Source organism: Pseudoalteromonas sp. L23 (genome assembly GCF_021728455.1).
Lineage (GTDB): Bacteria > Pseudomonadota > Gammaproteobacteria > Enterobacterales > Alteromonadaceae > Pseudoalteromonas.
The window spans coordinates 14899-39076 of record NZ_JAKKCW010000023.1 but is presented as its reverse complement, the minus strand read 5'-3'; the positions used below and the strand labels follow the sequence as shown (position 1 = coordinate 39076).

Sequence of the window (24178 nt, the reverse complement as noted above, 5' to 3'; positions counted from 1 at the left end):
CCCCTCAAGTAGCCGGAGGTGATTATACGAGAGTTTACGGATGTCAGGACACGATGAAATGTGCATCTCGCCAAGACATCTCAGCTTGTTGCAATCACTCCGATCTTGCTAGCTGTCAAATCGGATTCACCTGCCTTTGCTAAATCTATTCACTTTTTAACAGCGGGTTTCCATAACCCGCGTATAGGTTGTTGCTCACAGTGTAAGTATTAAGATTAATTCCAATGTAAGAAATGCATCAAACAACAGCAACACTCAGGCTTTGAATAATAAAAAGTGGATGATTTATTTCTCTGTATATAGCGAAGAAAACTGACTGTCCATTGAGAGGGTTTTAGGTAACTGAACTAAAAAGGCTGATTGCGGGAGCCATTAATTTATGAAGAGTGAACCGACGACTTTTGTACTAGTTCTTTAGATTTTACAGCCCAATTAAGAATTGGTTGCGGGAGCCATTAATTTATGAAGAGTGAACCGATGAATTTTGGGAGAGTTCTTTAGATTTTACAGTCCAATTAAAAATTGGTTGCGGGAGCCATTAATTTATGAAGAGTGAACCGACGACTTTTGTACTAGTTCTTTAGAGTGTGCAGTCCAATTAAAAATTGGTTGCGGGAGCCATTAATTTATGAAGAGTGAACCGATGAATTTTGGGAGAGTTCTTTAGATTATACAGTCCAATTAAAAATTGGTTGCGGGAACTATTAATTTATGAAGAGTGAACCGACGACTTTTGTACTAGTTCTTTAGAGTGTGCAGTCCAATTAAGAATTGGTTGCGGGAGTCGTTAATTTATGAAGAGTGAACCGACGAATTTCGGAGTAGTTCTTTAGATTGTGCATTCCAATTAAAAATTGGTTGCGGGAACTATTAATTTATGAAGAGTGAACCGATGAATTTTGGGAGAGTTCTTTAGATTATACAGTCCAATTAAAAATTGGTTGCGGGAGCCGGATTTGAACCGACGACCTTCGGGTTATGAGCCCGACGAGCTACCAGGCTGCTCCATCCCGCGCCTGTATGTTTTTGTGAATCTATTCTTCGTCGGGGACCGACGACCTTCGATTCTTTCCAGGTTTAGCGAGTCCGACGAATGATTTATCATTCTGCTCCATCCCGCGCCTGTATTTGTACTTAATTTTAAGTCTTGTACTTGAGACTCTATACATCCAACGGATGTTGGTTGCGGGAGCCGGATTTGAACCGACGACCTTCGGGTTATGAGCCCGACGAGCTACCAGGCTGCTCCATCCCGCGCCTGTATATATTTTTGAACCTACTCTTCTTCGGGGACCGACGACCTTCGATTCTTTCCAGGTTTAGCGAGTCCAACGAATGATTTATCATTCTGCTCCATCCCGCGCCTGTATTTGTACTTAATTTTGAGTCTTGTACTTGAGACTTTATACATCCAACTGATGTTGGTTGCGGGAGCCGGATTTGAACCGACGACCTTCGGGTTATGAGCCCGACGAGCTACCAGGCTGCTCCATCCCGCGCCTGTATGTTTTTATGAATCTATTCTTCGTCGGGTACCGACGACCTTCGATTCTTTCCAGGTTTAGCGAGTCCGACGAATGATTTATCATTCTGCTCCATCCCGCGCCTGTAAACTCTTAAAAAGGACTTCCCTTTCAAGAGGCCGCTATAATAATGGATTAAAATTTTATTGCAAGGGATTTAATGCTTAAAACAATTCAAGTGCGCAAAAATCCCACAACCTTCAACTTAAACCGTTATTTATTCTATCGTTCGATGATGTGGACTGATCAACTTTTGCCATTGCCAATCGGGATGCCCCATAACAATAAAGTCTGGGTTTTCGGTAGTTTCTCGTCGATTGTAGGTCAGCGGGTTAAACTCAGCATCGGTAATACAACCTCCGGCTTCTTCGACGATGATTTGTGACGCGCCAGTATCCCACTCTCCCGTTGGCCCTACTCGTAAAAAACAATCCGCCTTACCTTCTGCGATAATGCAGGCTTTTAATGAACATGACCCAAGTGCCACAGTGTCGAACTGACTATTTAAGTACTGACTAACCGCTTCAAGCTTTTGTCTGCGACTTACTGCCAATGTCAGCGTTTCTCGTGGCGAGACGAAAATACGTTTACTTTCGCCTGAGTCACTACGTTTAAACGCACCTTCATCTTTGCTCGCGTAATATGTCAGCCCTTGAGATGGCCAGTAAATGACGCCTAACACAGGATGATTATTTTCGATTAGCGCAATATTGACGGCAAAGTCACCGCTTTCGAGAATAAATTCCCCAGTGCCATCCATAGGATCGAGTAACCAGTAGCGCTGCCAATCTTGTCGCTCACTCAATGGTGGAATTGGTGTTTCTTCAGACATTACCGGAATGTCAGGTGCTATTTCAGCAAGACCCGCCATTAAGATCTCATTAGATGCCAAATCTGCGGCAGTGACAGGAGTGTGGTCAGACTTTTCTTTTTTACCAATATCATCGGCTTGATAAATTGCCATAATGGCTTCACCGGCACGTTGTGCCAGTGCGATGCAAGGCTCTAAATAGGACTGCAATTTACGCCTCCAGATTCAAATGTGCTTTTAATAACAGTAGTGCCGCGACACTTCTTGCTTCGGTAAAGTCCTCTTGATGTAACAGATCATATAATTTATCTAGCGGCCACTTCACTACTACCAGTGGCTCTGGTTCATCACCTTCAAGCTGTTCTGAGTAAAGTTCACTAGCGACCAAAATATGCATTTTAGCATTAAAGTAACTCGGTGCCAGTGACACTACTTTGAGTTCAGAGAAAGCATTTGCACCAAAACCCACTTCTTCTTTTAGCTCTCGGTTACCCGCTTCCACCGGGGTTTCGCCAGGGTCAATTAGCCCTTTGGGAAAGCCGAGTTGATAGTCATGTGTTCCTGCACAGTATTCTCTCACTAATAATAGCTCATTATCAGCAGTTATGGGCACGATCATTACTGCGCCACGGCCACCGCCACGAACTCTTTCGTATTCTCGTTGCTCGCCATTCGAAAAAGATAACGAAAGTGCTTCTACCGTGAACAATTTGCTTTTAGCCACGACGTCGCAAGCTAAAATTTCTGGTGGTGTGGGATGCTTTTTATGTGACATAGATCATTATTTGCTATCATGGCGAATAACCTAATCATAAAGCCTTTGAAGTTAAATGCCTATGCTAAATTGGTCAAATATCGATACCGTTTTGTTAGATATGGATGGCACATTACTCGACCTCCATTTTGATAATCACTTTTTTCTCGACGTTGTGCCTAAGGCACACGCAAAACGTCAAGGCTTAACCCTTGAGGCTGCAAGGGCCGACATCCTCGCGCGTTATGACGCAGTAATGGGCCAGATAGAATGGTATTGCCTAGATTATTGGCAGGAACAACTACAGCTCCCAATTATGGAGCTTAAACGTGAAGTACAACACTTGATCTCAATTCGTGAGGATGTACCAGCGTTTTTAGAGGCCTTAAGAGAGAGTGGAAAACAGCTTATCTTGTTGACCAACGCTCACCCAAACAGTCTAAGTTTGAAAATTGAGCGTACCCAATTCGATAAGTATCTCGACAAATTGGTTTCAACCCATGAATATGGCGTAAGTAAAGAAAGTCAGATGTTGTGGCAACAGGTAGAGCGTGATTTGGGCTTTGATAAGTCCCGCACTTTATTTGTGGACGATAGCATTAGCGTGTTAAATGCTGCGAAAGAATTTGGTATTGGCCATTTGCTTGCCGTTGCTAACCCTGACAGTCGGCAACCAGAGCGAGAGATCACTGAATATCTCTCAGTCTCCGATTACCGTACCTTGCTACCTATTATAGATTAAGCTGGGTAGCGAGCTTTTAAGCCGTCGTACACGTGTGTTTTAAAGTCTGGGTGTGCTGTATCTAGACTTTTCACCACTTCGACTAAGTGCTCGTTATCTTCTTGGCCATTCCATACCTTGATGTAAGAACCATCTTTATAGCCATGGTCTTGGCGGAAGAAGTTAAGCGTGTTTTTACCGACATATCCACGGTATAGGTCATCAATAGACATTCCGATTTGCTGCATACATCCCGCAAACGCATGGGCATCAAACTCGCGTTTGGTTACAGCCGCACTTGCAAGTAATTCAAGGGTTTCCTTGAAGTCTTCTGCGGTAGTTGGCTTTGCCAATTCAGCCTCTAACTGAGTCGCTAGTTGCTCAAATGATGTTTCGCCATCGATACGTAAAGACAAGCCAAAATGAAAAATATCCACTAGCTCTAAAATCACTTGTTCTGTATCTGGCGTTTGCTTTTTCCACCATTTCCAGCCGTAGTGATCTAGCATTTCTGCACACTCAACCCAAATTGCGCGGTACCATTCAAACCCTTGTTCAAACCATTGTTGGTGTACTTTGGTATTCATGGCATGTTGCATTTCTAGCATAACCACAAGCTTAGTGATGTTTGCAGACATTGTGCTCTCTCTTCATGGAAATCAATTACGAGCGATATCATACCGAAGTGAAAGATTTTCGCCAGCGCTTAGGTCTTCTGAGTCGATATCAACTTGAAACCCTAGGAACTTTTTATGCGTCATTTTATTTTATCGCTCGCTTTGGCTTGTTCAGCCTTTGTCAGCGCAGCTGAAATCACTAATATCGCCGCAGCACCTGAACAAGTAAGCCCACTCCTTCCAGGCATTGATGCCCCTGCATTACAACTCAAAGATAAGTCAGGTAAAACTGTCGACCTCCCGACACGCTATAAAGAAAATATCACCGTACTGGTGGTTTATCGTGGTGGCTGGTGTCCATACTGTTCAAGACAGCTCGCGGGTATCCAAGAAATTGAACCACAGCTTGTTAAGATGGGGGCACAAATTATTGCTATCGCACCAGACTCACCTGAGGCGCTGGCAAAAAGTACAATTGAATCCCCTCACTACCAACTGTTGTCTGATAACGAAATGCGTATGAGCCAAGCGTTAGGTCTCGCCTATTTCCTAGATGATAAAACAGCCCTTGCTTATCGCAACAAGTTGGGCGTAAATTTTGTTGATTTTGAGGGGAACGATAAAGTTGCCTTGCCGGTGCCGGCGGTATTTGTAGTCGATAAGAAGGGCTTGATCCAATTTCAATACGCAAACCCAAATTACAAAGTGAGATTGGATGAAAGTGTGCTACTAGCCGCGGTCAAAGCAGCTAGTCAACTATAGAAAAAGCACATAAAAAATGGAGTCCGAAGACTCCATTTTTTAGCGGTTTTCTAGCCGGTTATAGTCAAATAAACCATATTCAACGCCACGTGTTTGTTTGGCAATATCGTGAATTAAATCACTGTAACGCCAAAACTCTGGGTGAGTCCTGCGGATCCCATATTGCGCTCGTAGCGCTCGGTAATCAGACTCACTATTCATTTGGCTAAATGATGAGACGAAGTCCTCTTGTGCTACCTCGCTTTCTAAATACCAAATTGCCTCTGGGTAATCTCCGATAAAGCCTGGCACAATCGTCGCCGTGTCTTCTGTATACGCTCTTTGCCCTTCTTCATTTAACAAACTGGAGATGTTGTAGTGGGCATTATGGTGTAATAGCGAGAACGCTTGATGTGAACCGTCACTTTGCTTAGTAATAATAAACGAGACCTGAGGAAGCAAATTAATCGCCCTAACGGACATGCTATTGAGTGCCTGCAGTGGCTTGCCGACGGCTTGATAGTCATAATCCCTATTTAGAATCGGCTTAAGCACAGCATGTAGTTTGTCATACAACTCTTGCTTTGGATCGTCCGTTTCGTATTTTATCCCCGTTGGCGCACCGATTAGTGATTTGCGATTGATAAACTCACTTAAGCTCAAGTGTGACTTACGATACCAATAGCGTTTAATTTCCTGTCGATGACTAAGTGGCAGTAAATTTAAAAAGTTTTGCTCACCTTCAAGCCTCAAAAAGTCCATATATAAGCGTGTGATCAACTGATGACCAATGTTGCCATACACGTCAAAACCTGCCACCAGCAAGTAGTGAATGCGCTCGAACAAGGCATAGTCTAATACCCAAGCTGTTTTGGGAGGCTGGCCGATAAAACCTTTAACCACCGTTGCGCTATCAAAATGACGGAAGATAGTTAATGCTGCATTCGGGTTTTCCCCCTCTCCACGCCAAATCAAGTCCATATTGAGACGCTGCCCATCGGCAAACATCTTATCTGCAAGCTCTGTTTTGGCACGTAAGTAATCCTGCTGCTTAGTGGCGTATTTCGCCCAACTGGAAAGCGGTAAAGCATTACTTTGCTCAGCCGCAGGTAGTACCAAATCTTCATCATGTTTAAGCAGCAGCTGGTTCACCGCTTCATTGCTATTTTTTTCAGGATCAACAAACGCCACCCAGAAATGATCGTTAATGACATTAAGCGCTATTTGGCCTCGACATACAGGACCTTTGATAAAGCCTTTTACAATTAACTCGGCCTCATCCAGCATAAATTGATAACGAGAATTAACCGGAATATCTTTGAATACCTTAAATGGGTTTGCTGCAAGCTCTGGCTCATAACCTGGCAGTTCCTCCACGTGATAATCCGCTGCATAAAATTGCTGATGTAACCGAGATAGCTTGGCGTCGTTCAATGCCAGTGGCATGTGAGTTTTTGACAAAATGGTACTGCGCACTTGCATCAATCGATAATACACCCTATCGATCTCAGGATCGTCAAACGGACGCACCGAACTCACCAGTGCGATTGGCTGGCCCGGCGGCGTGCTTGAGCGTACCAATTGAAAAAACGCGGGGTCATCCAGATGAGGGAAGTGGATATGGGCTAAATACCAATGCTCAAAAATATAACGCGCGGCAAGGCGGTGTTTATTGGAGTCCTGATTAAAAAATTGTTCCCACTTTTTCACTTCTTTTTGTGCTGCAACACTTGGCTTTGCAATCTGGCTCATTTTACTGCCACTTTGCAGCCATGCTTCCAAGGTTTTGAATTCATCATGCGTGAGCGCTGGTAAGCCGTAGGGCATCCCCGCATGAGGCTGTTGTTTCGCAAGGGTAGAAAATTCATCCATGGTTGGGCAAGACTGCGTTCGATCTAAAGAGAAATCAAACTCTTTACCCAAAATACCTTGCTCAGGAAAACGATGAGACATTTTTAACAGCAAGCTATTGTAAAGCACACTTCCAGCTAGGTTGCTGTATTCAGATTGATTGCGCTCATTCAGCACTGGGGTAAAACCACGCTCACGCCACTGTGTCGTGGTTTGGGCATCGAATAACAGCCGGGTTGGTGTTTGTGCTAACAACCGCGTGCCGTCATACACTAATTCCTTTGACAATCCCCTATCTATTCCTTCTGGAGATGACAGTTTAAGCTGACAAGGTGCGTCATAACAACCATGGCAAACCACACAACGCGACTCCAAAATGGGCTTCACGCTTTGTAAGTAACGTGCACCGCCTTGGTGATATTGTTCGATTCGTGCTTGGGGTTGCTCTGGTCCAAACATATCATCATATTTAGACACACCCAAAGCCACACAGCCAGAAAGCACGGCGACAACCACCGCACAAAACAGTGCACGTTTAGACATTTACTCGCCCTCGTCGTCATCCAGCCCAAGATCAAAAGTCGGCATCATTTCTACTGGAGGCGAGACAAATAATGCATCGCTACTGGTGCTCAGCACAGCACTGAGAATAGGCCCGCGATTAATGAGCAATTGCAACTGATGTTCCGCACCTATCAACTCAGTCATTGTCGTACTAATGTTGTTGAGCGCATAGTCATCAATATGCAAGCTAATATTCTCATCTTCTTTTGGGTTTTGGCACAAATGAGCAAGGAGGTTCTCACTCAACATCACTGATACTTCAGCATCTGGAGAGTCGATATCACGATTCTCGATGTTATCGTCTAACAAAAAAAGCGGCAGTGATAATGGGGTATCTTGTTGTAATTCCATCAAAGGTTACCATCTGAGTATTTGCTTTATATTAGCACAGTTAGATGGCTGATGGCTGAAAAGGGGGCGACGATGCGCCCTGCTTGATTACCAAGGGAGCGTGTCTCCATTAGAGTGCCAAAAACCACCACTGTTTTCGATAGTTAGGTGTTCAATTCTCTTAATTAAACGTTCCGCGGCAACATCTGGACCAATATCACCTGCAAATCCCACCATCTGCGTTTGTACAAAGCCAGGATGGAATAGTCCAACAGCGATATCTTGGTTTTTCAGCTCGTGAGCCATACTCACACTCGCCGCGTTTAATGCTGCTTTCGACATTCTATAACCAATGTAACCACCAGAACCATTATCTGCAATCGAACCCATACGACTTGTGATCATGGCAACTTTACTACCGGCTTTGAGGTTATCGAGCAGTGCATGAGTGACTCGAATTGGTCCTAGCGCATTAACGTTAAATTGGTGGTCGATATTTTCAAAATCCATTTCCGCTAGCGTTTCATTGTGAAATACTCCAGCGTTATTAATAAGAATGTCTATTTTCTCCGAGCCCAATGCCGCCAATAGCTTTTTCGCGCCATTTTCCGTCGCAACATCTATATCTTCAATGATATCCACGCCTAGAGATTCTAGTTCTGCCGATGCTTTGCGAACAACCGCAGTTACTTTGCAGCCTAGAGATAAGTATTGTTTACAAAACTCTAATCCAATCCCACGATTAGCACCGGTCACCAAAACATGTAGTGTCATATCCTTCTCCTCACGATTTTTATGCTCAAACTATTACAATTGGTATGAGTTTACTAAACTCAAGGTCAATCCTGACTGAATTCATTTTTATGATGTACTTTTTCACTTTCTGACAACTTTGCTACAGTTATAACTCTGACAACCGTAAGGATATGTTGTGAAATTCGCACTTAGCACCCTCTTGCTTTTCTTTATCCACAAGGCGACGTTCGCCTACCAAATCAATGTCAGTGAGCTGGTCGCTTATCAGCTTGGCCAACAGCAAATCGCACAACTCATGCAAAAAATATACTCACCTTTGGACATCACGCCCACACTTGTCGTGTTACCCAGTGAGCGCGGATTAGAATATGTAGATCAAGGGTTTTATGATGCGGAGGCAGGACGCACTAGCGCTATTGCAAATGCCTATCCTAACTTACTGCAAATACCCGAACCACTTGCAACCGTGCGAATGGCGGTGTTTTGTCTCAAGAAGGAGCGTTGTACTTTGTCGACCCGGCAAGACTATGTGGTAATACAAGGCAGTTTAATAACGGAGCAAGTTTGTCAGAGTAAAAGGTTGACCTGTAACGCGGTCTCTAACGATGTTTCTGCGTTTCAAGCACTTGAAAAAGGTCATGTAGAACAAATTTTAGCTGATGACTTATTTGCGCTTGGTGCGCTATGTCAGTCAGGACTCGCCGCAGTTTATGTGCGTAGGCTACGAGATGCGAGTTATCCTATTTATCACTATATCAATCGTAAACACCAAGACCTACTGCCGAAATTAACAGCGTCTATCAAGCAGCTAAATAGTAGTGGAGAGCGCGATACTATTCTAAACCGGCTCTCTGAGAACTTTGCCACTTGCCATGGCAAAGTGATTGAATTAGAAATGCATTAAGTTGAAATATCATCCATGGCAGATTCTATGATAGAGAATACCGCCCCTTGAGGATCGGTTATCACGCTGAAGCGACCTACATCTGGTATATCTGTCGGCGGTACACAAATTTCTCCGCCAAGCTTTTGGGCATATTCAGCTTTACTATCGCAGTCCAATACCGCAATGTAAACCATCCAGTGCGGAGGAATGTCTTCACCCCATTCAGCCGTCATTTCTAACATGCCAGCGACGGGTTGCTCATTTACTTTGAACAAGGTGTAGTCCATATTTCCCATGTCTTTGACTTCGATTTGCCACCCAAATAATGCGGAATAAAAGTCACGACTTTTGGCGCTGTTTTTACTCACTAGCTCAAACCAATAAGGGGTATTCGCTTCAAGATGACGTTGCGTCCCAATATGGCCACCCTCTTGCCATAACGCAAACACCGCGCCACCTGGCTCCTTTAACATCACCATCCGCCCTGCCCCTGGGACATCATGAGGGCCTGCAAGCACTTCAGCACCGAGCTCGTTGGCTTTGTTTAGACATTCATCGACATTGTCTACCGCCACATAAGCAAGCCAGTGACTAGGCATGCCTCCTTGTTGTTGCTCAGCGGTCATCTGATACATCGCTGCGACATCATCGACTTCTTTTTGCAACATGGTGTAATAACAATCTTCACCAATGGGCTGGTCAAGAATTTGCCAATCAAATAGTTGGCTATAGAAAGGTTTTGCTGACTGCCAGTCGCTTGAACACAATTCAATCCAACAAAAATAACCGGGTCTAAATTCACTAATTATTGCCATGATAAGCACCAAACTCATTCAAGTGTATTGAATATAGCAGCAGTAGCCTAAAGCCGCCTGAGGCATTTACACAAATTTACAAGTGTGGGAGGTTTATTGTTGTGGAATTAAAAATTAACCTATAGAATCCCGTTCCGCCTTTGAAGACTAGGCGAAATAAAAACAACTATAGGATGTAAAATGTTTAAAACTACTCTAGCTGCAGCAATCGTCGTTGGCGCAATGACTGCCCCTCTAGCTGCACACGCTTCTGATTCTGTAAACCCTTGGCAAGAATGTGGTATCGGTGCAATCATCTTCCCAGATAATGGTGCAGCTGCTGCAATTTCGAATATCATTTGGGACCTTGGTACGACTGCTGTTTCTACAAAGATTTCATCTGTAGAATCTTGTGCTGGTCGTGAAGTAAAAACTGCAATGTTTATTCAGCAAACATTCCCTACACTGGAGCAAGAAATTGCAGAAGGTCAAGGTGAATACGTGTCTGCGATGTTAGCAGTACGTGGCTGTGACGCAGCAGCAACAGCTGACATTGTAACCGCTATCAGAAATGACTACGCAGCGCAGCCTGCAAATAACGCTGAAGCACTATACAACATCGTAGAAACTCGCGTTTCGACTAGCTATTCAGCTCAGTGTAACGCAAGCTAAATAGTATAGGTGAGCACACCTAATAGCGCTGTGCTCACTTTTTTGATGAAGACCGTTCTCAAATATTCAGCTTACAGCTTACTGTTTTATAGTACAGCCACATTAAGCTTTGATACCAACGAGCTGGCCCAAAACACAACGTGGCAAAAACTTCTCCATCTAAAGAAAGATGGCCACAGTTTAATAAAATCAGCTTCTTTTTTTCTATCTGATCACACCCAATTTTCACCAGCGAACGAACTTAATGCAACTATTGCAGCTTTTCAACGTGAGCCTAGTTCACAGTGCCAATTTCCGGCTCGAGCCAAGTGGCTAAGATCCCAAGGCGTTCCGTTACCAAAAGCGCCAGCTTGCGTGGCTTTTGATGAATGGAAAAATGAAGGTGACTGGAATTCTATCAGCTTAGTGTTTGCCTCCGGATACATGAGCAACCCGGCCTCGCTGTATGGGCATATGTTACTTAAAATCGGCTCTCAATCAGCTCACAATATCCTGTTAGACCGGAGTGTCAATTATGGAGCAATCGTTCCAGAGGACGAAAATGGGTTAGTTTATATAGCTAGAGGGTTATTTGGCGGCTATCAGGCTGGCTTTTCAGATCAGCGATTTTTTCATCATCACCATAACTACAGTGCGGACGAGCTGCGTGACCTTTGGGAGTACAAATTAAATTTAACACCAGATGAAGTCGAATTTATTACAAAACACCTTTGGGAATTACTAAACGCTCAATTTGATTATTACTTTGCTGACGAAAATTGCGCATTTCATATCGCACAACTTATTGAACTTGTGCTTGATAAGCCATTAACGGCTGACCTACCGCCTTGGGTGATCCCTGTCACTATTTTTGATAGATTGAATCAAGCTAAGCACCAAGATAATTCTTTAGTGTCAGCGATTCATTATATTCCTTCAACAAGCAGTGAGTTCTACAACCTATATGAAAAATTAAGTCCTGAGCTCAGATCGTTGGCAATCCATCTTTATCACCATCAAAAAGACTTCAATAATGAAAAGTATCAACAGCTTCCAACTGAGCAAAAAGTAATATTACTTGAAGTATTGATGAGCTTTGTACAGCTGCAACTTACCTTAGAAAGAGACGAGAAACGCAACAGCGAGTTTAAACGTGTATTGCTAAAAGAACGAATAAAGCTTCCAGCAGGCATCAGTAAGGCGAAATCCCTCTCGGCTATAACACCAAGTGACAAAGCACCACACTTGGCAACAAAACCGTCGAAAGTAAGCCTAGCCATTCAGTCACAGCCCGATTCAGAGTATACTGCGAGGTTTGGCTTTAGATTGACATATTTTGATTCGCTTTCTCCAGACACTGCTAGAGTTAAATTTTCAAACTTAGAAATGCTGGATGTAGAACTTGCGCTAGCTGATAACGACATAGATATTTACAAGTTTGACGTGCTGGATTTAGAGTCCTTTAATCCAAGCTATGCAAAAGGGTTTGATAACCAAAACTGGGCTTGGCGCCTACGCTTAGGCTATGAAAAGCAGCAGGCTTATTGTAATGATTGCGCTTTTGTTGGATTAAATACTGCAGCAGGCTACGCCCATCTGCTAAATGCTAGCAGCATCACATTTGCTCTCGCAACAATAGAAACTTTTTCTATAAATAACAATTACTATCTCAGCCCAGGTATTGAAGTTGGCTTACTTTCAAGGCTAAATAATTCTTTTGCATTCAGAACCTCTATCTCGAAAAACACTCATCACGCAGCACATATCAAACTTGAGCTCGCAAACCAGCTTTCGCCTCAATCCGATGTAAGGATTGGTTGGGACTATGCAGAAACATCCCGACTTTCATTACAGTTCAATTATTATTGGGATTAGTGGCTCACTTCGGCTGCCCATACTTAGGTGAGCGCACGCCATAAAGCAAACCACTGCTTGAGTCCGCTGATAATAATCTCTGTGATGCTTTCTGTGAAACTTCAAATCCTTTATCTGAAGTGCTTTCAATCACCTGATTTAGTACCGCGCCAATCAATGCGCCAGCCAAACTGCTATCACGGTCATCTCTGTCTTCACTACTTGACGCTTTTGACTTACCACGCCAAATTACTTGGCCAGTTTTTAAATCAACCAACCTTGCCGATAGCGCTACGGTAGTGTCACTATCTAATACAACGTATGACGTACCATAATCTTGAATCTCTATGTATAAGGCGGCGTCCGCAGCAAAGATTTCATAGAGCTTGTCTATCGCAACATTGTGAACATCATGAGCCACAGTTAAGCCGTTATTTTTAAAAGTCTCATTGACCAAAGATACTGGAAAAACATAATAGCCAGAGTCTGCAAGTGGCTTCACCACTGTCGCCATGACCCCGTAAGGCGCAACCACCTCATTGGAATTATTGATAGGCGGTAACACCAGTATCGACTTAGGATCGCTTTGAATAAAAGCGCTGTAATCCTGCTTAGGAGCCGTCGCACAGCCATTCAATAAGGCAAAAGTCAAAAGCACCAAGCTCGCTTTAATCCATTTCATCTTATTCTCCCTGTGCATTTTTTAGTAAAAAGTCGATATATTGCCTGGACTCAGGATACAGTTGTTTTTCCTGTTCAAAATACGCAAACCCTTTGCCGTTATCCCCTTGCATCAAATATAAGTAACCGAGATGCGCATACATACCTGGTGCTGGACTGATCTGCTTTACTTCTGCGCGCGCTATGCTTGACTCTAACTGACTGATCTGCTGCTCAAGCGACTGCCCATCACCTCGAAAGAACTCATAGAGGTTACGTTCGTAAGAACCGTAATAATATTGTGGTGTCGTACTCTGACAACCAGACAATATCAATAGTAAAGTCGCCACAAATATCATTTGCTTCATAATTTACCTGAGGTTTAGATTAGCTGTGGGGATTGTCTATAAAGGCTTCCAATCGCCTTTCTCGATACCACTCACCAAGTTATTAACGGCTTCACGAATAGCTAAATCCAATACCTTGCCGTTTAGCGTTGAGTCATACCCCGCAGTGCCACCAAAACCAACCACTTCTCGATTAGATAAGCTGTATTCTCCAGCACCTTGCACTGAGTAGACAACTTCTGAACTAGTCACATCAACGATATTCAGATTTACCTTAGCGTAAGCAATTTGCGATTTTCCTTTACCTAGGATGCCGAACAATTGTTTATCACCTACTTCTTTTCTACCAAACTCGGAAACATCTCCCGTGATCACAAAGTTAGCGCCTTTAATACTTTGTTTTGCGCCCGCAAATCCAGCTTCTTGGGCAATCTCTGTCATGTTTTCTCTATCTAAAACAATAAAGCGATTACTCTGCTGTAAATGGGTGGTCAGAATAGTTTTAGCCTGAGAACCCAAGCGATCCGGTCCTGAACTAAACACACCATTGTGAAAAGCTGAACGGTTTTGCAATTTACCAACCGCTAACTGACTTTTTGGTCCATTATATGTCTGATTATATGAGGCCACTTTAGGTGCTTCTACCGTTCTTGATGCTTCCGTTGCGCAACCCGCGGTTAATCCGACAAACGTCAATGCAATTACTGTGGCAAGCGGTTTATTCATTATCATTCTCCTAAAGTCATATGCGCCAGTCTGTGACGCAGCGATTCGTTTTGTTAATAACAATGTAGATAAATTTAGCTGACTTTAGTGTTAATTTTTGTTTGGGAAAAATGCAATAACGCTACATCTAGATGGGATTTTAAAGATAGTGCAAAATAAAACCGAGTACAGCACCGGAAAAGTAGTGCAGACGACTTAAGAAGCGGCCATCAACAAACCTAAATTCATTTTTATAACAAATAGTTATGGATTTGTAAGTTTGTGATTTGCTTAGTACTGCACAAAGCACCAAGCAAGATTACTGTTAAAAAGCGCCATACACTTTCCAACAAATTAGCGTTGGCGCATCACGCCTTCTTGAATAGTCGACGCAACTAACTCACCTTGGCGGTTGAAAAATTGACCACGTACTAGGCCTCGGCCATTAGACGCGCTCGGACTATCAACGCTATATAAAATCCATTCATCCATTCTAAACGGACGATGGAACCACATCGCATGGTCTATTGTCGCGACTTGCATATTTGGCTGCATAAACGACAAACCATGTGGTTGTAGTGCAGTTGGTAGAAATTCAAAATCAGAGGCATAAGCCAGCAAATAGTTGTGGATCCTTCTGTCGTCCGGCATGTCACCATTGGCTTTAAACCAAACATTTCTCACCGGGTCCTGTTTTTTAGGTTTGAATGGATTTTGAAAGTTTACAGGGCGCATATCCAGCGGCATTTCTTGCGTAAATTTCGCTCGAAGTGATTCTGGAATGAGGTCCGCATGTTCTTGATAAAAGTGAAGTGATGACTTCAATGTTTCAGGCTCTGGCACATCCGGCATCAAAGATTGATGAGAAACGCCGGGTTCATCCCCTTGGAAAGAGGCAGTCATGTAAAATATCGGCTTACCATATTGAATGGCACTGATCCTACGAGTGCTAAAACTGCGACCATCACGAATGTTTTCGACATCGTAGACGATGGGCTTGCTTGCATCACCAGGACGCAAAAAGTAAGAGTGCAGCGAGTTAACAAAGCGCCCTTCTGGTAAGGTGTATTTTGCTGCGGACAACGCCTGCCCCATCACCTGACCTCCAAACACTTGAGGAAAACCAAGGTCTTGGCTTTGACCTCGATATATCCCTTGCTCAATTTCTTCAAGGCTGAGCAAATCCAACAGATTTTGTAACACTTGACTCATGTTGCACTCCGAACGTCTAGTAGAACTGGCGATAGTCGTTATAATGAGATAATACTTTTACCAAATCCAAGTAAGACTCGGACTGGTAGCAAACCAAGTACATTGCTCAAATGAGTATAATACATCATAACTCAAACTATTGGACTAACCCATATGGCTTATTGGCTGTTTAAAACAGAACCCGATGCATTTTCCATTGATGACTTAAAAAACGCGCCTGAGCAGCAAACTTTTTGGGAGGGAATTCGTAATTATCAGGCAAGAAACTTCCTGCGTGACGAGGTTAAGGTGGGTGACTCAGTGTTTATTTACCACTCAAGCTGTAAAGTCCCTGCGGTTGTCGGTATTGCCAAAGTGGTGAAAGCAGCAGAGCCAGATCCACATCAATTTGACTTAAGCAGTGATTATTATGATGCTAAATCAAGCACTGATAACCCTCGCTGGGTAGGTGTCACTCTAGCATATGAGCGGCACCTACGCCCGGTGACCCTGCAAGCGATAAAAGCCAACACTGCGCTCACCGAGCTGGCTCTAAAAAAAGGGGGGAGGTTATCCATCATGCCCATCATCGAACCTGAGTGGCAGGTTATTTTAGAGATGTCGGGGCAAAGCTAACGTTTTGCTTTGCCTTTTTGTCGCCCGTGCTTAGGCACTATGCTGATATATAGCAGCAAAGCGACCCAAGAAAACAGTAGCGTTCCTATCAGCCAGCCGTTTTTTTCATGCCCTTTGCTGCGCTTGCTTCCTGCAACCAAAGCGACAGGAAGTAAGTAAGCGCACACAACAGCAATCATCAAAAAGAGTTCTTCGAACATAGTGATGACCAGTCAACCTCTGATGCAAGCACTCGCTGTGGTGCAATATAGTGCAAAATATCTCCCCCTGTGATGTTGTAATCCAGAGGTGGGTTTAGATCCATATTTAGCGCATTTATATCGTGCGCAACACCGAGCAGCGTCGCATCATGATGCTGTTTAAAATAACCAAAAATATCACCAAAGGTTAAACAGCTTACCTCTGCAGGTAAGGCTAAGCTAAATTGCGTATCGCCGTGTAGCGTCGACAGCAATTCCTCTTGTACTCGGCTTGAGCCTGGGTCTTGCATGGCTCGCACTAAGATTTCCGCAGACATAGATGCTGAGCATTCAACATTTTTACAATGCTCTCTTAAAAGTAGTGCTTTGCTATCGTCCAAGAAGTGCGCGCTAATATGTGCTTCGGGTTTTACTACCCGACTAAGCTTTAGCGCGGTGGTAAATGTCTGGTTATCATCATCGCCATCAATGATGATTTTGTCAGCCCGCTCAATGTTAATCCGACTTAGCTGTTCGTCATCAGTAAAGCTGGTTAAACGCGCAAATGCGACTTCCGGATAACTCAACAGCGGATGCTCCATGGCCTCGGTGACGGCTAATACGATTTTTCTATCTTCGCGTTTATTGTCACCTAAAATGTAATCCACCATTTTTTTTGTTCTGACATCATGCCAACCAAAAATTACAATGTGGTTTTGCAAATGTGCAAAGTCTTTTTCCCCTGTCATGCCTCTTCTCACCCAATACGTCACAAATTGTCCAGCTTTTCCCAATAACACACCAAATAGCGCAAGGCCAAATGGGATCTGTATTATGGCAACGACTAAACGGCCAAAATCCGTTGTTGCACTAAAGTCTCCGTAGCCAACTGTTGAAGTCGTCACCACGTAGTAATAAAAGAACGTGCTCAGTGGTAATAACGCCGATTCATTGCTGAGCCATAATAACCCCCAGGTCACCGACATATGAATGAGCGTTGCCATAAATAACAGTTGCCAGCTGGCCTTATCCACATGAGCCCGCATCAAAACAACTAAGCGCTTAAAAATTATAGGCATATTGCTTCCCTATCAAATACATACTGCTACCTTACTGCAGATTTTAGCCAAAAAACAACACGACATATCGACTTCTTTGATATAGTCTTAGAAAAGGTTACAAGAAGTAATGAGGGGTTAACATGGCTGGCGTATTGGCCTCAGTAAATCAACGCACACAACTGGTGGGTGAAAACCGCCTAGAGTTGCTATTGTTTCATCTTCATAGCCGCCACTTTTTTGCGCTCAACGTCTTCAAGGTAAAAGAAGTTGTTAAGCTCCCTCATCTTAACAAAATGCCCAATGCACACCCTAAAGTGTGTGGCGTAACCAACATCCGTGGTGAGTCTATTCCGGTTATCGATTTACGACAAGCGATATGCATGCCGCCATGCGACCGAGACAAAGACTGCAACTTAGTGATCACAGAGTACAACCGCTCAGTGCAGGCTTTCTTAGTTGGTAAAGTTGACCAAATCGTCAATACTACGTGGTCCGATATTATGCCAACCCCTAAGTCTGTTGGCCGCAATCACTATCTCACCGCACTGACCAAAATCAAACGTGACGGCGTTGAACACATCGTTGAAATTATCGATGTAGAAAAGGTACTTGCCGAAATCGTTGAATACAAAGTTGAGATCCCGCAAGACATTCTAGATAAAGATATCATCAACGAGTTTCATGGCCGTAAAATTCTACATGCCGATGACTCGCCGACTGCTCGTCGTCAAGTTGCCGATACCTTGGCACAATTGGGCATAGAAATCATCCCAGCGACTGACGGCCAAGAGGCGCTCAATGTGTTAAAGCACTGGGCCGACGAAGGTATCGACGTACAAAAAGAGTTACTTGCGGTGATCACCGATGCAGAAATGCCGGTTATGGATGGTTATCGACTCACCTATGAAATTCGCAATGACAGTCGCCTGAAAGACCTTTATGTCATTCTCAATACCTCACTCAGTGGCAGCTTTAATCATGCCATGGTCGAAAAAGTGGGTTGTAATGCGTTTCTATCAAAATTCCAGCCCGATTTATTGGTTACAGAGGTACAAAATCGGTTGAAGGACGTTTTGCAAAAATAAATATAAACACTGTATAAAAAACCAGTTTATGTTTCTTTATAAATCATAACGTTACCTTTACTCGGTTAGGTTTGCTTTGCGATATGCTGGGATTTACGGCAACGACTCGGTATACTTGCCATCATTTGAGCAAATAGGCAAAGCAATGGACGTATCAGAATTACTCGACGGCCTCAACGACAAACAGCGCGATGCAGTCGCCGCACCTCTGCAAAACATGTTAGTGCTCGCAGGTGCGGGGTCAGGTAAAACACGAGTACTCGTTCATCGTATAGCTTGGCTTATGCAAGTTGAGCACGCCTCTGCATTTAGTATTTTCGCGGTAACCTTTACCAATAAGGCAGCCAAAGAAATGCGTGCTCGTGTTGAAGCGACGCTCAATGGCCCTGTTGGTGGTATGTGGATAGGCACTTTCCACGGCCTTGCCCACCGCATGTTACGCGCCCATCACCGTGAAGCTAAATTACCAGAGTCATTTCAAATTCTAGATAGCGATGATCAGCAACGAATGATCCGCCGTTTGCTCAAAGCCATGAATATCGATGAGAAAAAGTGGCCACCTAAGCAGTTAAGCTGGTACATCAGCGCGCGTAAAGACGAAGGATTAAGACCCAAAGATATTCAAGCATACGATGTCAACGAACAGCTGATGCTGAACGTATATAGTGCTTACCAAGATGCCTGTGATCGAGCCGGTCTTGTTGATTTTGCCGAGATCCTATTGCGCTGCTACGAGCTATTACAGCAACAACCTACCTTGCTACGTCACTATCAACAACGCTTCCGCCATATGCTAGTGGACGAGTTCCAAGATACCAACAGCATTCAGTATTTGTGGCTACGCCTGCTTGCAGGTAGTGACAACAATATCATGATCGTAGGGGATGACGACCAGAGTATTTACGGCTGGCGTGGTGCAAAAATAGAAAACATCAAACGTTTTCTAGACGACTTTAACGCCGAAACGATCCGTCTTGAACAAAATTATCGTTCTACTGCAACCATTCTAAAAGCATCCAACGCGCTCATTGAAAACAACGCGGAGCGAATGGGTAAAAGTCTCTGGACTGACGGTAATCAAGGCGAGCCAATTTCAATTTACGCCGCTTTTAATGAACTTGATGAAGCACGCTTTGTGGTTGGCAAAATTAAATCTTGGTTACAGGCTGGCAATGCACTCAGCGACAGCGCCGTACTCTACAGAAACAATGCACAGTCCCGAGTGTTAGAAGAAGCCCTACTTCAAGAAGGATTAAAGTACCGTATTTATGGCGGTATGCGTTTCTTCGAACGCCAAGAGATTAAAGATGCCCTGTCTTACCTTCGTATAATCAGTAATCGTAATGACGACGCGGCATTTGAGCGTGTGATAAACACCCCAACCCGTGGTATTGGTGATAAAACATTAAGTCATATTCGCGATTGTGCACGTCACGAATCACTCTCACTTTGGGATGCAGCCAAAGCCGTACTTGCGCAAAAGCATTTGGCGGGAAGAGCAGCTACGGCGGTGACAAAATTTATTGAATTAGTCGAGCAACTAGACGATAAAATTGCCGAGCTTGAACTGGCACAACAAGCACAGACAACCATTGAGCAGTCAGGTCTCATGGCAATGTATCAGGCCGAAAAAGGCGAAAAAGGCCGCGCTCGAGTGGAAAACTTGGAAGAATTGATCAGTGCTTGTGGTCAGTATGAACTTCCTATCGATGAAGATTTTACTTCACCATTACAAGGCTTTTTAGCCTATACCTCTTTGGAGGCAGGCGAAGGCCAGGCAGACGAGCACGAAGATGCGATACAAATGATGACACTGCACTCGGCCAAAGGGCTCGAGTTCCCATTGGTCTTTATGGTTGGGGTGGAAGAAGGCATGTTCCCATCGCAACAAAGTAATGAAGAGTCAGGCCGCTTGGAAGAAGAGCGCCGCTTGTGCTACGTCGGTATGACGCGTGCCATGGATAAGCTTTACATTAGCCACGCAGAAAGTCGCCGCTTGTATGGTCAAGAAAAACATCACAGCCCTTCAAGGTTCTTACGTGAAATTCCTGAAGACTGCATGGAAGAAATCCGGATCAAAACGCAAATTTCTCGTCCGGCTAACTCGGGTCGATTCAGCCCATCAATCAGTCACGCGACCTTTGAAGATAGCGGCTTTAATTTAGGCCAGCGCGTCCTCCATGCCAAATTTGGTGCAGGTACAGTGCTTAACTATGAAGGTGCAGGTGCTCAATCACGCATCCAGGTTAGCTTTGATGATGTTGGTAGTAAGTGGTTAGTAACCGCCTATGCAAGACTTCAAGCACTCTAGTCTTTCACAATTACGTTCTCAGCTTGCCGATGCCCGCCATCGGCAACTCTTGCTTATCACCGGCAGCCAAGCTTGGTGTTACGGGCAGTGTCAGCAGCTACTAGCAAACTCAAACGATAATCTTATCCTAAGTAGCAATAAGACATTAGAAAATGCCGTTTGGCCTGAGCATTTACACCAAATACTCGGACAAGAATTTAGCAACCTAGTCTACGACGGCTTTAGCGGTATTGTGCCTAACAAAATCGCAGCGGCAGCGGGCACGGTAAAAGCAGGCGGCTTACTGCTGTTGTTACTTCCCGAGTTAGATGAACTCGACCACTGGCTAGACCCTGCAATTACCCGCTGGTGCTCAGAGGGGCAAACGCCCAAACACAGCCACTTTTTAAAAAGGTGGCAGCAGCTCTGGCAGCAACGAACAGTTTGGCATATCAGTGAACACTTTGGAGCTCAATTGCCCTCAGCGTATCTTGCTACAAGTTCAGTGGTTAGTGGTATTGAAGAGCAACAAATTGTACTTGCGCAACTCTCCGCAATATTGGAAAGCCAGCAAACACCTGTATTACTGAGTGCAGATAGAGGTCGAGGGAAGAGCGCGTTATTAGGTCTCTTGGCATCAAAGCATCCTACACAACAATTTGTTATTTGTAGCCGCCATTTTCATGCTCTGCATAGTTGCTTTAGCATGCTTGCTCAAACACTCAATACCGAGATTGATGTAAAAACGAAGAAGCTGGCTAATCTCAGCTATATGGCACCAGATGCGTTACTACAACAAGCCTCTACGCTTGATAGCAATACGATTATTTTGGTAGATGAGGCAGCTGCCCTGCCAGTTCCATTTTTAATACAAATCACTCAACTTGGTTTTCGCTGCATTTTTTCCAGCACCTTAGTTGGTTATGAGGGTAATGGTAGAGGCTACACGTTACGGTTTAAACGCTACTTAGAATCACATTACCCAAGTTATCTTGATTTCACCTTGTCGACTCCTATTCGTTATGCGTCAGATGATCCACTGGAGCAGCAGATCAGGGATTTATTTGTACTCGAGTGTAAAGCGACATCACCCATATTCACTTCATCAACCACAATGCGTACTATTTCCCAGAGTGAATTGGTAGAAAATAGCCAGTTACTTGAGCAAGTATTTTCACTGCTCGTTTTAGCGCATTATCAAACCAGCGTCGATGATTTACGGCAATTATTAGATGCACCCGATCTGCGCTTACAAGGTGCGTTTTGCAATAACGAACTAGTAGGTATTTGCCTTGCTGTCATCGAAGGCGGACTCGCTTCAGATCTCGCAGAAGATATTCTAGTAGGAAAACGAAGACCCACAGGCCATCTCTTGGCGCAGCAGCTAACGACAAGCTTGGGTGATAGCCGTTTTGTCACCGAAAAAAGCGCAAGAGTCGTTAGAATAGCCGTGCACCCGGATGTACAACAGCAAGGAATTGGCAGTCAATTACTTGAATGTTTTGAAACCACATTACCAGAAGATATCAGTTACATAGGAACCAGTTTTGGCCTTACAGCGCCATTGCTTTCGTTTTGGTCACAACGTCACTATCAGCCGATGAAACTGGGATTTAAGCAAGATAAGGCCAGTGGCGAGTATGCAGTTTTGATGTTCAAAAAAATCCGAGGCGACTTAGACAACGCCTATACTCGAGTATTCAAACAAGCTTTTTTCTATCAGTTGCGCTCGCACTATCAACAACTCGATACTGAGGTGGTGAGCGCGCTATTGGCGACCTTACCCTTTGAACATATAACTAATGAGCAGCTGGATTATTTGCGCTATTTACGTAAAAGCAACCCGGTTGAGCAACAAGTATGTCCTTTTTTATGGCAGTTGATCACAACTGATCCTCGATTGCTTAAAAACTTAACTAAAGTTTCCAAAGCATTAGTGATTCGTCTAATATTACAGCAACATTCGACCCACGTCGTAATTAATTTGCTTGGGTTATCTGGTAAAAAAGCCCTCACCACAACGCTAAGAGAGACAGTACGGCAAGTATATGAGTATTTTCGGTGTTAAATTTTTACTATTCACTTTTGCTTCTGCTGTACTGAGCTTTGCAGCTTCCGCTCAACCTGTGGTGAAAATTGGTATGTCCACCGCACTCTCAGGTCCTGCAAAAGAGATTGGTCAACAACTAAGGGCTGGTGCTGAGCTACATTTTAACTTTTATAACCAGCATAAAACGGATGGCGCAGCTAAGATTGAGTTGCAGGTGCTAGATGATGGCTATGAGCCACACAAAACTGTAACCAATGCTCGTAAGCTCGTTTATGAAAATAAGGTCGATGCATTATTTGGCGTTATGGGCACCCCAACCTCTTACGCTATAAAACCAATTTTAGAACACTCTAAAGTTCCCTTTCTTATGCCATATACTGGCGCTGAGTTTCTCCAAGATCCTATTACTTTTAATGTGTTTAACCTCCGCACTAGCTATAATAAAGAGGCTCAAGATATCATCCGCTACTTCGTCGATGAACAAAAACTCAAGCGAGTCGCTCTACTCATACAAGCCGATGAATTTGGTCTCACCGTAGAAAAAAGCCTTACCAAAGCGTTAGCTGAACGTGGATTCAAACCTGTTGTGATAACCCGTTTTAGACGAAATACTGATGATATTGAGCGAGCACTTGAGCAAGCACAGCGCCATAAAATTGAAGGCTTGGCTATGGTCGGCACCTACACGCCACTGTCTAAGTTTATCAATCGTGCCATGGAAGTTGGCCTAGAAACACAATACGCCACGGTTTCATTTGCCTCCTCCAATGAGCTATTCGCTAGACTCAGAGGCAAGCCCAAAGTATTAGTCACCGAAGTTGTGCCTGACCCAGCGATTTGTAAGGGTAAGCTTTGTGACACTTTTCGCGAAGCAGTCCGCAATAGCACGCTTTCCCAAAACGAACAGGTATTCGAAGGCTATCTCAATGCCTACTTGTTGACGACTGCTATCCAGCAATGTGATCTGCCTATTGACAGCAATTGCCTACTAAACGCATTACAACACGAGTTGGAGCATAACACCGTTATTAAAGAGGTATTTATGCTCCAGCCAGCGCAAAAGAAATTGCCAGTTTACCGTTCCTTTTTCCAATAATGTTCTATGCTTAGTTGATACTGAC

Annotated in this window: 23 protein-coding genes and 3 tRNA genes; 10 read left to right on the top strand and 16 right to left on the bottom strand. The window is 44.0% G+C overall.

The window, feature by feature from the left end:
* Positions 1 to 938: 938 nt before the first annotated feature.
* The 5 genes from L3V43_RS22265 to nudE form a co-directional block, all read right to left on the bottom strand.
* A tRNA-Met gene (locus L3V43_RS22265) sits at positions 939 to 1015 on the bottom strand.
* Between the two features lie 165 nt (positions 1016 to 1180).
* A tRNA-Met gene (locus L3V43_RS22260) sits at positions 1181 to 1257 on the bottom strand.
* Between the two features lie 165 nt (positions 1258 to 1422).
* A tRNA-Met gene (locus tag L3V43_RS22255) sits at positions 1423 to 1499 on the bottom strand.
* A 241-nt stretch (positions 1500 to 1740) separates the two neighbouring features.
* Positions 1741 to 2544 (bottom strand): 3'(2'),5'-bisphosphate nucleotidase CysQ, encoded by an 804-nt coding sequence (gene cysQ / locus L3V43_RS22250; protein WP_095728585.1) that lies wholly within the window; start codon positions 2542 to 2544, stop codon positions 1741 to 1743.
* Position 2545: 1 nt separating this feature from the next.
* Complete coding sequence (gene nudE, locus L3V43_RS22245) at positions 2546 to 3109, bottom strand: ADP compounds hydrolase NudE (RefSeq protein WP_095728586.1); 564 nt, start codon at positions 3107 to 3109, stop codon at positions 2546 to 2548.
* 61 nt (positions 3110 to 3170) lie between these two features.
* Between nudE and yrfG the strand changes: the two genes are divergently transcribed.
* Complete coding sequence (gene yrfG, locus L3V43_RS22240) at positions 3171 to 3830, top strand: GMP/IMP nucleotidase (RefSeq protein WP_010607908.1); 660 nt, start codon at positions 3171 to 3173, stop codon at positions 3828 to 3830.
* Here yrfG and L3V43_RS22235 read toward each other — a convergent pair.
* Positions 3827 to 4447, bottom strand: a complete 621-nt coding sequence (locus tag L3V43_RS22235) for a dUTP diphosphatase (RefSeq protein ID WP_017219351.1) — start codon at positions 4445 to 4447, stop codon at positions 3827 to 3829. The genes yrfG and L3V43_RS22235 overlap by 4 nt on opposite strands.
* 114 nt (positions 4448 to 4561) lie before the next feature.
* Between L3V43_RS22235 and L3V43_RS22230 the strand changes: the two genes are divergently transcribed.
* Positions 4562 to 5188, top strand: coding sequence for a peroxiredoxin-like family protein (locus L3V43_RS22230; protein WP_235368872.1), 627 nt, complete (start codon positions 4562 to 4564; stop codon positions 5186 to 5188).
* Positions 5189 to 5227: 39 nt separating this feature from the next.
* Here the strand turns inward: L3V43_RS22230 and L3V43_RS22225 are convergent, their stop codons facing one another.
* From L3V43_RS22225 to L3V43_RS22215, 3 genes are all read right to left on the bottom strand, one after another.
* Entirely contained in the window at positions 5228 to 7561 is a 2334-nt protein-coding gene (locus tag L3V43_RS22225) for a fatty acid cis/trans isomerase (protein ID WP_237117401.1), read from the bottom strand.
* On the bottom strand, positions 7562 to 7933 hold the full coding sequence (locus tag L3V43_RS22220; protein ID WP_237117402.1) for a hypothetical protein: 372 nt from the start codon (positions 7931 to 7933) through the stop codon (positions 7562 to 7564). It abuts the gene before it with no gap.
* A gap of 87 nt (positions 7934 to 8020) precedes the next feature.
* Positions 8021 to 8686: an SDR family oxidoreductase gene (locus L3V43_RS22215; protein ID WP_010607904.1), complete on the bottom strand. Its 666-nt coding sequence runs from the start codon at positions 8684 to 8686 to the stop codon at positions 8021 to 8023.
* Between the two features lie 157 nt (positions 8687 to 8843).
* Here L3V43_RS22215 and L3V43_RS22210 point away from each other — a divergent pair, with 157 nt between their 5' ends.
* A complete protein-coding gene (locus tag L3V43_RS22210) occupies positions 8844 to 9572 on the top strand; it encodes a transporter substrate-binding domain-containing protein (RefSeq protein ID WP_237117403.1) in 729 nt (242 codons plus the stop codon).
* Here L3V43_RS22210 and L3V43_RS22205 read toward each other — a convergent pair.
* Positions 9569 to 10369, bottom strand: a complete 801-nt coding sequence (locus L3V43_RS22205; protein WP_010607902.1) for a VOC family protein — start codon at positions 10367 to 10369, stop codon at positions 9569 to 9571. The two genes, L3V43_RS22210 and L3V43_RS22205, sit on opposite strands and share 4 nt — an antisense overlap.
* A gap of 180 nt (positions 10370 to 10549) precedes the next feature.
* On the opposite strand from L3V43_RS22205, the gene L3V43_RS22200 reads away from it, so the two are divergent.
* Entirely contained in the window at positions 10550 to 11020 is a 471-nt protein-coding gene (locus L3V43_RS22200; protein ID WP_069023445.1) for a DUF3015 family protein, read from the top strand.
* Between the two features lie 9 nt (positions 11021 to 11029).
* Entirely contained in the window at positions 11030 to 12874 is a 1845-nt protein-coding gene (locus tag L3V43_RS22195) for a DUF4105 domain-containing protein (protein WP_235387602.1), read from the top strand.
* A gap of 4 nt (positions 12875 to 12878) precedes the next feature.
* Here the strand turns inward: L3V43_RS22195 and L3V43_RS22190 are convergent, their stop codons facing one another.
* The 4 genes from L3V43_RS22190 to tesB form a co-directional block, all read right to left on the bottom strand.
* Positions 12879 to 13535: a DUF799 domain-containing protein gene (locus L3V43_RS22190; protein ID WP_102055878.1), complete on the bottom strand. Its 657-nt coding sequence runs from the start codon at positions 13533 to 13535 to the stop codon at positions 12879 to 12881.
* Position 13536: 1 nt separating this feature from the next.
* Positions 13537 to 13881, bottom strand: a complete 345-nt coding sequence (locus L3V43_RS22185; RefSeq protein ID WP_102055877.1) for a DUF4810 domain-containing protein — start codon at positions 13879 to 13881, stop codon at positions 13537 to 13539.
* A 36-nt stretch (positions 13882 to 13917) separates the two neighbouring features.
* Entirely contained in the window at positions 13918 to 14586 is a 669-nt protein-coding gene (locus tag L3V43_RS22180) for a CsgG/HfaB family protein (RefSeq protein ID WP_102055876.1), read from the bottom strand.
* A 333-nt stretch (positions 14587 to 14919) separates the two neighbouring features.
* Positions 14920 to 15777: an acyl-CoA thioesterase II gene (gene tesB, locus L3V43_RS22175; protein ID WP_095728597.1), complete on the bottom strand. Its 858-nt coding sequence runs from the start codon at positions 15775 to 15777 to the stop codon at positions 14920 to 14922.
* 153 nt (positions 15778 to 15930) lie between these two features.
* Between tesB and L3V43_RS22170 the strand changes: the two genes are divergently transcribed.
* Positions 15931 to 16392: an EVE domain-containing protein gene (locus tag L3V43_RS22170; RefSeq protein ID WP_102055875.1), complete on the top strand. Its 462-nt coding sequence runs from the start codon at positions 15931 to 15933 to the stop codon at positions 16390 to 16392.
* On the opposite strand, the gene L3V43_RS22165 is transcribed toward L3V43_RS22170, so the two are convergent.
* Positions 16389 to 16571, bottom strand: coding sequence for a hypothetical protein (locus tag L3V43_RS22165; RefSeq protein ID WP_010374482.1), 183 nt, complete (start codon positions 16569 to 16571; stop codon positions 16389 to 16391). The genes L3V43_RS22170 and L3V43_RS22165 overlap by 4 nt on opposite strands.
* A complete protein-coding gene (locus tag L3V43_RS22160) occupies positions 16571 to 17650 on the bottom strand; it encodes a potassium channel family protein (RefSeq protein WP_010607893.1) in 1080 nt (359 codons plus the stop codon). Before L3V43_RS22160 ends, L3V43_RS22165 begins: the two co-directional genes overlap by 1 nt.
* A gap of 122 nt (positions 17651 to 17772) precedes the next feature.
* Here L3V43_RS22160 and L3V43_RS22155 point away from each other — a divergent pair, with 122 nt between their 5' ends.
* The 4 genes from L3V43_RS22155 to L3V43_RS22140 all read left to right on the top strand — a co-directional run bounded on the left by L3V43_RS22155 (position 17773) and on the right by L3V43_RS22140 (position 24153).
* Entirely contained in the window at positions 17773 to 18717 is a 945-nt protein-coding gene (locus L3V43_RS22155) for a chemotaxis protein CheV (RefSeq protein ID WP_010607892.1), read from the top strand.
* Positions 18718 to 18862: 145 nt separating this feature from the next.
* On the top strand, positions 18863 to 21028 hold the full coding sequence (gene uvrD, locus L3V43_RS22150; RefSeq protein WP_237117404.1) for a DNA helicase II: 2166 nt from the start codon (positions 18863 to 18865) through the stop codon (positions 21026 to 21028).
* A complete protein-coding gene (locus tag L3V43_RS22145; RefSeq protein ID WP_237117405.1) occupies positions 21006 to 23075 on the top strand; it encodes a GNAT family N-acetyltransferase in 2070 nt (689 codons plus the stop codon). The genes uvrD and L3V43_RS22145 overlap by 23 nt, the downstream gene beginning before the upstream one ends.
* On the top strand, positions 23056 to 24153 hold the full coding sequence (locus L3V43_RS22140) for an ABC transporter substrate-binding protein (RefSeq protein WP_010607889.1): 1098 nt from the start codon (positions 23056 to 23058) through the stop codon (positions 24151 to 24153). Before L3V43_RS22145 ends, L3V43_RS22140 begins: the two co-directional genes overlap by 20 nt.
* Positions 24154 to 24178: the final 25 nt, after the last annotated feature.